This window comes from Cobetia crustatorum, from assembly GCF_000591415.1.
GTDB lineage: Bacteria > Pseudomonadota > Gammaproteobacteria > Pseudomonadales > Halomonadaceae > Cobetia > Cobetia crustatorum.
The window spans coordinates 1-8,735 of sequence record NZ_JEMF01000112.1; the positions used below are offsets into that span (position 1 = coordinate 1).

The 8,735-nt window shown below is 57.4% G+C and carries 8 protein-coding genes; 2 read left to right on the plus strand and 6 right to left on the minus strand.

The window, feature by feature from the left end; all coding sequences use genetic code 11:
* Positions 1-45: 45 nt before the first annotated feature.
* From BF12_RS0116925 to topA, 3 genes are all read right to left on the minus strand, one after another.
* Positions 46-285 carry a hypothetical protein gene (locus tag BF12_RS0116925; RefSeq protein WP_024953296.1) on the minus strand — a complete coding sequence of 80 codons (240 nt, stop codon included), beginning with the start codon at positions 283-285 and terminating at the stop codon, positions 46-48.
* Between the two features lie 197 nt (positions 286-482).
* On the minus strand, positions 483-962 hold the full coding sequence (locus BF12_RS0116930) for a DUF6586 family protein (protein ID WP_024953297.1): 480 nt from the start codon (positions 960-962) through the stop codon (positions 483-485).
* Positions 962-3,604, minus strand: coding sequence for a type I DNA topoisomerase (topA, locus tag BF12_RS0116935; RefSeq protein WP_024953298.1), 2,643 nt, complete (start codon positions 3,602-3,604; stop codon positions 962-964). The genes BF12_RS0116930 and topA overlap by 1 nt, the downstream gene beginning before the upstream one ends.
* Positions 3,605-4,218: 614 nt before the next feature.
* Here topA and pyk point away from each other — a divergent pair.
* Entirely contained in the window at positions 4,219-5,688 is a 1,470-nt protein-coding gene (pyk, locus tag BF12_RS0116940; protein WP_024953299.1) for a pyruvate kinase, read from the plus strand.
* A 52-nt stretch (positions 5,689-5,740) separates the two neighbouring features.
* A complete protein-coding gene (locus BF12_RS0116945) occupies positions 5,741-6,214 on the plus strand; it encodes a methylglyoxal synthase (RefSeq protein ID WP_024953300.1) in 474 nt (157 codons plus the stop codon).
* A 191-nt stretch (positions 6,215-6,405) separates the two neighbouring features.
* Here the strand turns inward: BF12_RS0116945 and BF12_RS0116950 are convergent, their stop codons facing one another.
* From BF12_RS0116950 to gloA, 3 genes are all read right to left on the minus strand, one after another.
* A complete protein-coding gene (locus BF12_RS0116950; protein WP_024953301.1) occupies positions 6,406-7,095 on the minus strand; it encodes a prephenate dehydratase domain-containing protein in 690 nt (229 codons plus the stop codon).
* Between the two features lie 67 nt (positions 7,096-7,162).
* Positions 7,163-7,936, minus strand: coding sequence for an SDR family oxidoreductase (locus BF12_RS0116955; RefSeq protein WP_024953302.1), 774 nt, complete (start codon positions 7,934-7,936; stop codon positions 7,163-7,165).
* A gap of 199 nt (positions 7,937-8,135) precedes the next feature.
* A complete protein-coding gene (gloA, locus tag BF12_RS0116960; RefSeq protein ID WP_024953303.1) occupies positions 8,136-8,687 on the minus strand; it encodes a lactoylglutathione lyase in 552 nt (183 codons plus the stop codon).
* Between the last annotated feature and the right edge of the window lie 48 nt (positions 8,688-8,735).

Here is an 8,735-nt window from a genome sequence, read left to right on the forward strand (position 1 = left end):
TCTGAACGCTTAAGAGACTAACGACAATGATGGGCAGCCAGTACTTCAGTGCACCATACCTTCTGACTGCTCATCTTCATCTTCCTCACCATCCCACAAGCGCGTGCGCGTGATGGCATGGTCAATCATTTCACGCGCGACTTCGAAGCGATTGTCACGCAGCAGATCAGCCGCCTCATCCGAGATGCGAATGCTGAGCAGCGGCTCACCTTCGCTTTCGGCTGCGCGCAGAATCACTTCACCATCTTCCATTTGCACAATTTCAAGTACGGCGGGATCAGACACGTCATTCCTCCTGCACGGCATCTCTTGAGATGCCGGCGTCGTTGTGATCGTCAGCTTGACGGTGGACAGGCATCACGCAGCGCAGAAAAAAGTACGACCACAGCCAGAGCCATGGTCGTACTATTGAGAATGCGGGGCTTGCCACAATGGGCTCAGTCTAGCACCCGCGATACCGAAGCGTCATCCGCTTGACATCACTACCACTCGACACTCGACTCGCGTAGCCCCGGCAATATGGCCTTGAATGCCGCTAGCACCTCTGTGAGACGCTCAACCAATGAGGCATTGGCCGCAGCCGCGATAATCAAACCATCGCCACGTACACGCCCTTCTTCTCGGCGCGCAGCACCCGTCTCAGCATGCAAGCGGTCAATGTCACTCACCAGCTGGCTCAGCCAGCTATCGGGACGTTCGAGCAGAATACGCAGCTGCTCAATCTCGGCAACGGGTGTCGGGGGAGCTGTCAAACGTTCGCGCCAGCCGTCCTGCGGCCAACGCGCTACCACAGCGAACTCGTCCAGCAACGAGGACAGCGCCAGCTCCAACAGCACCAGCGCGCCCTCCTCATTTGCCATGCGACGCGCCATGTCGTGCTCGTCTCCCGCCGTCACCGCCGACTGTGCTAACAACAGCTCAGCCTGATACAGCAGTTGGTTGGTGCGGGCACGATGACTCATCAGACCTTGACTCCCTTGCGCTTGTCCTCGACAACCCAACGGCCATTCTCGAACGTCGCTTTCCAGCCAGTCGCCTTACCTTCCTCGTCACTCATAACGTACTGCGCCTTGACCTTGCGCGAGAAACGAATCTGCGCCGGACGCCCATCCGGGTCCTTCTCCGGCGCCTTGAGGATGAAGTGATACTTCTCCGGCAACTCGTCAGCGTGCGCTTTGAGCTCCATCACCAATGGTGGACGCGTCTCACGATTCTTCGGGAACTGACTGGCTGCCATGAACAAGCCACTCGCGCCATCACGCAGCACGTAGTGATCCTCAACCTTGACACAGGCGAGCTCCGGCATCGGAATCGGGTCCATCTTCGGTGGTGCGACCTCACCCGATTTGAGCAGTTTGCGAGTGTTCTTGCAGGTCTCGCTAGTACAGCCGAAGTACTTGCCGAAACGGCCAGTCTTGAGCTGCATATCAGCGCCACACTTGTCGCACTCGATCACTGGACCATCATAGCCCTTGATACGGAAGTGCCCTTCCTCGACTTCGTGTCCCACACAATCCGGGCTGTTGCCACAGACGTGCAACTTGCGATGCTCATCGATCAGGTAGCTGTCCATCGCCGTCGCACAGATCGGACAGCGGCGCTTGGCACGTAGCGCGTCGGTCTCAGCATCTTCATCGGCATCAGCGGCTACAGCCTCATCGCCTGGTAACAGATCGATGGTGGTCTTGCAGCGCTCTTTCGGTGGCAGGTTATAACCTGAGCAACCAAGGAAGACACCGGTGGACGCAGTACGAATCTGCATCTCGCGTTCACAGGTCGGGCAAGAAATATTCGTTGGCACCGGCTGATTCGGGCGCATGCCTTCTTCTGACTGGGCATGATCCAACTCAGCCTTGAATTCGGCATAGAAGGCATCAAGCAGTTCACGCCAGTTGCGTGTCCCCTTGGCCACCTCATCCAGGTGGTCTTCCATGCGAGCTGTGAAGCCGAAGTCCATCAGGTCCTTGAAGGATTCGCTGAGACGATCAGTGACGATGTCACCCAACTTCTCGGCGTAAAAGCGGCGATTTTCCAGTGCCACATAGCCACGATCCTGAATGGTCGAGATGATGGCGGCATAGGTCGAGGGGCGACCGATGCCACGCTTCTCGAGCTCCTTGACCAAGCTGGCTTCGGTATAGCGCGCCGACGGCTTGGTGAAGTGCTGCTGAGGGTCCAGCTCCACTAGATCCAACTTTTCACCAATCGCGAGGTCGGGCAGCGACTGATCTTCTTCCTTCTTGCCCATCGGCTTCATGACACGAGTATAGCCATCGAACTTGAGTACGCGGCCACGCGCACGCAGATCATAACCATCCACTTCAATGGTCAGTGTCGAGGACAGATACTCAGCCGGCAACATCTGACAGGCCACGAACTGGCGCCAGATCAGCTCATAGAGCCGTTCGGCATCACGCTCCATACCCGCGAGATCAGTCGCACGATTGGCCACCTCAGAAGGACGAATCGCTTCATGGGCTTCCTGAGCACCTTCCTTGCTGGAATAAACGTTGGCTGCTTCCGGCAGGTAGTTACTGCCATATTCTTCACTGATGAAATCACGAGCCGTCGCCACTGCATCCGCCGACAGATTCGTCGAGTCAGTACGCATATAAGTGATGTAGCCAGCTTCATACAGGCGCTGCGCCATCATCATGGTTTTCTTGACCGAGAACCCGAGACGACCGCTGGCCGCCTGCTGCAGTGTCGAGGTAATGAAGGGGGCATTCGGCTTGGAGCGAGTCGGCTTGTCTTCGCGATTAGAGATCGCAAGTGCTGCAGTCCGCAGTGAGGCGATACGCTCAAGCGTGTCCTTCTCGCTCGTCGGCCGGAAGACCTTGCCGTTCTGGCGCGCCAGCTCAAAACGAATCGCCTCTCCACTCGCGGCAGCAAGCTCAGCGTGCACATCCCAGAATTCTTCCGGAATGAAGGCGCGAATCTCGCGCTCACGCTCAACAATCAAGCGCACAGCCACAGACTGAACACGACCGGCAGACAGGCCTCGCGCCACCTTGGCCCACAGCAGCGGCGAAACCATAAAGCCCACCACGCGATCCAGATAGCGGCGCGCCTGCTGTGCATGGACTCGGTCCATCTTCAGCTCGCCGGGTTCGTCAAAAGCCGCCGTGATCGCTTTCTTGGTGATCTCGTTGAATACCACGCGCTTATAGCGCGTCTCGTCGCCACCGATGGTTTCGCGCAAGTGCCAGGCAATAGCCTCACCTTCGCGGTCAAGATCCGTCGCGAGATAGATGGTGTCGGCTTTCTCGGCCAGACGCGTCAGTTCCGAGACAACCTTTTCCTTGCCAGGCAAGATCTCATAATGCGCCTCCCAGCCATTCTCCGGGTCAACCCCCATACGGCGGATCAACTGAGTCTTGGCTTTCTTCTCTTTATGAGCGGCCTTGACCTCCGGCGACATCTTGCGAGTCTCCGCAGCCTGACGGGCACGTTCCTTCGGATCAGTTGCCTGCTTGCCGCTACCGCTGGTTGGCAGATCGCGGATATGCCCGACACTCGATTTCACCACGAAATCGTTGCCGAGATACTTATTGATGGTCTTGGCCTTGGCGGGCGACTCGACGATCACCAGTGACTTGCCCATGGTTGCTCGCATCTCCTGGCCGGCGCTGAGTGCGCCAGCGAATGAATCGTCGCGCTGGGTTTTGTCCCAGCCGAAAAATGCGCCTACCCTACCCCAGCATTTCGGCGCTGACCAGCAATGTTAAGACTGGCGGAGTGTCTAGATACTCTCGGTAGGCGTTGCAGCTCCTATTAACAGGAGGTCTCTGATGCCATCAGGGCGACCCACAAAATTGACATTTGCAATATCAACTTACGGCCAAGACCTTTCTGCGATATAGCGTCTGGCGTGCACTTTTTTCTGTCACTGATTTGCTGCCACTATATAGAGAGACAGAGAAATCAATCGAGAGGTAACGATGTTGGCAGCGATAACGTCAGTGTGACATCTCTCAGTACATTAGGAGCATGACCTGATCAACGTAGCGCATTCGACGCGATGCAGGAATGAAGCCTCGCCCGACTATTGCGATGTCGCGTGACAGGATTATTGATCATGGCCATCAGCAAGAGTCTGCCTCAAAACATGCCGCAACAAGGTACTGCACTCGACAGGCTCCCTTTCAGCCTTCAATGTAGTAAAATGACAACACAATCTGTCTGATCCATCACGCCAGTGTTCAAGGAGTAGATTTCATGCCGCACGCGTTCAACGGCCCGATCCGCCGCACCAAGATCGTTGCCACACTCGGTCCGGCCAGTGACAAGCCGGGTGTTCTCGACGCGATGATTCGTGCCGGAGTCGATGTGGTACGCCTCAATTTCTCCCACGGCAGCCCGGAAGATCACCGCATGCGCGCAGAGGCTGTCCGTCAGGCCGCCGCCGCACAAGGACGTAGCGTCGCAGTACTGGGTGACTTGCAGGGACCGAAGATTCGTATTGCCCGCTTCAAGGACACCGTTGTTACTCTGAGCGAAGGCCAGCCCTTCGTCCTGGACATCGGCCTGGGCCGTGATGAAGGTACCACCGAGCGTGTCGGCTGCGACTACCAACAACTGGCCGATGACGTGGTAGCCGGCGATGTCCTGCTGCTTGACGATGGCCGTGTAGTGCTTGAAGTCATTGAGCTCAAGGACAACGAGATCCACACTACCGTCAAGGTGGGTGGCAAGCTGTCCAATAACAAGGGTATCAACAAACAGGGCGGCGGCTTGTCTGCCGAAGCACTGACCGAGAAAGACAAGTCCGATCTCAAGACCGCCATCGATATCGGCGTTGATTATCTGGCTGTCTCTTTCCCGCGTAGCGGCGCTGACATGCAGCTAGCGCGTGAGCTACTGGGCGAAAAGGGCCGTGATATTGGCCTGATCGCCAAGGTTGAGCGCGCTGAAGCCGTCGCTGATGACGCCGTGCTCGACGGCATCATCCTCGCCAGCGAGGGTGTCATGGTGGCACGTGGTGATCTGGGCGTAGAGATTGGCGATGCCCAGCTTATCGGCGTACAGAAGCGCATGATTCGCCGCGCGCGCAGCCTCAACCGTGTGGTCATCACCGCCACGCAGATGATGGAGTCCATGATCAGCGCGCCACTGCCAACTCGCGCAGAAGTCTTCGACGTCGCCAATGCCGTGCTTGATGGTACCGATGCCGTGATGCTGTCTGCCGAAACGGCCGCGGGCGACTTCCCGGTCGAAACCATCGAGACCATGCACCGCGTCTGCCTGGGCGCGGAGCGGGAGCGCTCTGCACAGGAATCCCAGCACCGCATCCACGAAGGTTTCAGCAAGACCGATGAAACCATCGCGCTGTCTGCCATGTACGCTGCCAACCACCTGACCGGTGTCGTAGCCATCGTGTGCATGACCGAATCCGGCTATACGCCGCTGATCGCTTCACGCATTCGCTCTGGCCTGCCAATCGTCGGGCTGGCACAGGACCAGAAGACTCAGCGTCGCATGGCGCTGTACCGTGGCGTGGTATCCCTGCCCTTCGACTCAAGCGAACTACCGGCGCCGGAAATCAACCGTCGCGCCATCGCTGAGCTCGAAGCCCGTGGCATTGCTACCCGCGGCGACCTGGTTATCCTGACACGTGGCGACCAGATGAACGCTCATGGTGGCACCAACACCATGAAGATCGTCACCGTCGGCGGCACTATCGACTGAAGCATTTGAGCACTGGCGGGGCAAGCACCCCGCCATCAGGAGGCAATGCGACATGAGCGAGCAACGACCCAAGCGCCAGGCGCGGCGCACCCTCCCAGCACGCAAGCGTATTGCGCTGGTAGCCCATGATGGCAAGAAGAATGAAATGCTGGACTGGGCTAACCGCTGGCGCGACGAGCTCTCTCGTCACCAGCTGGTAGGTACCGGTACGACCGCGCGGCGCATCAGCAAGGAGCTCGGCCTTGAGGTGGAAGGCCTGATGAGTGGACCGCTGGGAGGCGATCAGCAGATTGGTGCCCGTATCGCTGAAGGCAATCTGGATATACTGATATTCCTGTGGGACCCGTTTGCTCCGATGCCGCATGATCCTGACGTCAAGGCTCTGCTACGACTGGCGGCTTTATGGAACGTCCCCGTCGCCAGCAATGCCGCGAGTGCCGACTTCATGTTCAACTCGGCATTGATGTCACAGGCCGTCGAAGTCGCCGTGCCAGACGCCAATGACTGGGTCAGCACGCGCGCCTGACCACCTCACCGGATATATTGCATTAAGTACATTGTTGCAAAGCACTACCCAAAAACGCCGTCAGCGCTCTATTTTTACGCTGACGGCGTTTTTTATGGCTCATCCTTCAACGGCCAAAACACGCGAAATGTTGTAATCAAACTACATTTTGCGTGTTTTCGAGTGATCTCTCGCTTCTTCAGTACCGACTTTCACCTGCGCCCAGGCTCTCCCGCGACACTGCATTGCTGCACGTCACCTTGATCACCTGCAATGCCCTGGCCACGCACGCTACTCTCATCACGCTTGAGCACTGCAAATTGGGATACTCGCCCGGGGTCATCTTCAATTCGCGGCGCAAGACATACTAATCCTGGCCGCCGTGCCAACGAAGGAGGCGCGATCGCGAGCGTATCGTGACGGTTCTCGGCCATGTCGAGGGCATCTGCCATATGCAGGCACTCGACGCGCTCCACGTGCGGCAGATTTTGCTCAAGCCATGCATTGCACTCGTCAAATAGCGCCTCACGCGCCACGATGCGCTGCACCTTGCTGGGCGTTAGCTCCGGCGGGCCAAGCAGACTAAGACTGATGGCGCGAAATAACCGTCGCTCGACACGAATGCCCGGCCACGCAGCCAATGCATCGTGTGTAGCCCTCACTGGCTGCTGATGGCCGCGCGACCATGGCACTACGGCGGCATCGATCTCGCCTTCTGCCAATGCCATGACAACCTCTTCAATCCCGGCATAGGCACTCAGATTGGCATCAGTAGCATATAGCTTGGATGCGCACTCTCGAGAATAGCCTCCTAAATGTCCCGGATAGCCAACACGCAACGCAGCATGAATCACGCCCTCGTGCGATGTATCTTCCTGAGATTCGCTAACTGTCACCTTCATCCCTGCCCCTCATGACAATGCCTGATGAAAACCCGCCTTACCAACAGCATAGCCGTAAATGAAGACGTTAGGCGAAGCCCCCATTTGCACCGATGATTTGCCCTGTCACCCAGCCAGCGTCACGGCTCGTCAACCAGGCGACGACGCGTGCCACATCCTGTGGACTGGCAATCCGCCCCAGCGCTGCCATGCCCTCAAGCCTGGCAATGGTTTCCTCGCTTTTGCCAGCACGAAACAACCCAGTATCTGTCGGGCCAGGAGCCACCGCATTGACGGTAATGCCGCGTGCGCCCACTTCCTTGGCCAGTACACGGGTCAGCTGGTCTACCGCAGCCTTGGAGGCCGCATAAGGCCCATAAGTCGCAAACATCTGCCGCGTGACTGACGTCGATATATTCACTACTCGCCCATCATCACGCAGATGTAGCGCCGCCTCACGCATCAAGTTGAATGAGCCCGTGAGATTGGCATTCATCAAGCTGGAAAAGTCCTCATCGGTAAAATCGGCCAATGTCTTGTAAATACTCATGCCAGCATTGTTGACCAGAATATCCACCCCGCCATAGGTTTCGCTTGCGGCCTGGAACAGACGACCGGCATCAGCGCTGATGCCCACGTCGCCCTGTACCGCGATGGCTTGCCCACCCAAGGATTCGATGTCGGACACCACCTGCTGAGCGCCCTCGACATCGCTACGGTAGTTGACAACGACCTTGGCGCCACTCGCCGCCAAGCGCAGAGCAACGGCCGCCCCAATCCCGCGCGAGGCACCGCTGACCACGGCGACCTTGTCTGCAAGGTCTTGTACGGCTTGCTGAACTTGCTGATTGTCACCTTGCATAGTGTCTTCCTTATTTATCTGTTTAATGACTCGATATAGCTGAAGGCGGTCAGTACTACATTAGCGAAGACTTCAGCGAATGACATCTGGCATGACAGCTATCTCACAAGCCTGTGGGCGGCGCCAGATAGGCAAAAAAAGCCCGCCACTCTTTTGAGTGGCGGGCTTTTTTTGATACCGCATCACGATAGGCGGCTAGTCATCTATCACCCTTGGCCTGACGCTCGAAGGTATCGGCACGCAGCACCTCGATCCAATAACCGTCGGGGTCCTTGATGAAGGCAAGCCCCTTCATCTTGCCATCATCGGGGCGCTTGACGAACTCGATGCCCAGCTCCTCAAAGCGCTCACTGGCGGCATAGACATCCGGTACGCTGATGCCAATATGACCAAAACCCTGCGGCTGAGCGTTACCATCGTGATAAGCGAAATCAGCGTCATTCTCAGTGCCCCAGTTATGGGTCAGCTCAAGCATCGCCTCACGCCCGAAGGTATAGGTCGTCCGCTTGAGATCATCGCTCGGCACTTCATCTGCCTGCTGCTCATCGAGATAAGCGAGGAAATAAAGACTGAACTGCATCTCGGGGAAGTCGAGCTTGCGTACCAATCGCATGCCAAGCACGCGGGTATAGAAGTCCATGCTGCGCTCGGGGTCCTTGATACGCAGCATGGTTTGATTGAAAACAAAGCCGCGTGTCGCCGGATCAAGCTGCTCACTCAGCCCTGGTACATTCTCGAAATGGGTCGCCATGATAAAGGTCCATGCTTGAGGGGGACGGCGCATGTCTCGTGCGACGCC